The organism is Roseibium sp. FZY0029 (assembly GCF_036350355.1).
In the GTDB taxonomy this organism is placed as follows: Bacteria; Pseudomonadota; Alphaproteobacteria; order Rhizobiales; family Stappiaceae; genus Roseibium.
In genome coordinates this window covers 1-901 of sequence record NZ_JAZDVZ010000029.1, presented here as the reverse complement: position 1 = coordinate 901, position 901 = coordinate 1, and the positions used below count along the sequence as shown (strand labels likewise).

The 901-nt window shown below is 55.4% G+C and carries 1 protein-coding gene; it reads right to left on the bottom strand.

The features are described from left to right. Positions 1-73: 73 nt before the first annotated feature. Positions 74-901, bottom strand: an 828-nt coding sequence (locus V1T76_RS29025) for a calcium-binding protein (protein ID WP_330564144.1), incomplete at its 5' end; no start/stop codon positions are given.

Here is a 901-nt window from a genome sequence, read left to right as displayed (position 1 = left end):
GGCAACGCCAAGTTTATTGGCGTTTCCAGGTCAAACAAATCTTTCTTGAGCAAATGGTATCGCTCAAGTTGGTTCAGAATACGAAGTCTTCGTTGGAGAGCAGACCAGAGTTGAGCAGTAGGATGGACATCTCGGCAGCAGCATCATTGTCCATGTTCATCTCGAGCAGCAGATTGGCTCCATACTGTGTTTGACGGATCTCTCCGGCAGAAAAGCTGCCGTTGGTATCCAGCATAAAGGCCTGGTTGCCGGCAGTAGCCAGGTTCGCATCGATGGAGGCCAGATAGATAGTGTCTTCCCCGATCGTGAAGTCGAGGATCCGGTCCCGTGTCAGGCTCGACGGACCGCTGTCCGTAATCGCGGAAAAGACGAACGTATCGTCCCCCGATCCACCAGTAAGGTAGTCGGACCCGCCATCGCCCTTGATCGTATCGTTGCCCGAAGAGGCGTTGATCCGGTTTGAGCCGGAATTGCCTAGAATGACATTATCGAGGCTATTGCCGCCGGCGTTGATGTTGCCGCTGCCCAGGAGCGTCATGCGCTCCACGTTGGCGTCCAGGTTTCGGCTGACAGCCGTCAGTACCGTATCGATACCGTTCCCGGCAACTTCGCCAACGAAGTCCCCGGCATTGTCGACCACGTAGGTGTCGTTGCCACCATAACCGAACATCCGGTCTGCGCCGGCACGGCCGTTCAGTGTGTTGACACCAGCATTACCTAGAAGCGTGTTATCGAGCTCATTGCCCGCCAGGAACAGGTTGCCAGAGCCAAGAAGCTGGCCGTTTTCAACATTGGCCGACAAAGTGTAACTCACCACCGTTCGGATCAGGTCGGTACCATTGCCAGCGATTTCACCCACGATGTCTGACGTGCTGTCGATAATGTAGGTGTCGTTGCCGCC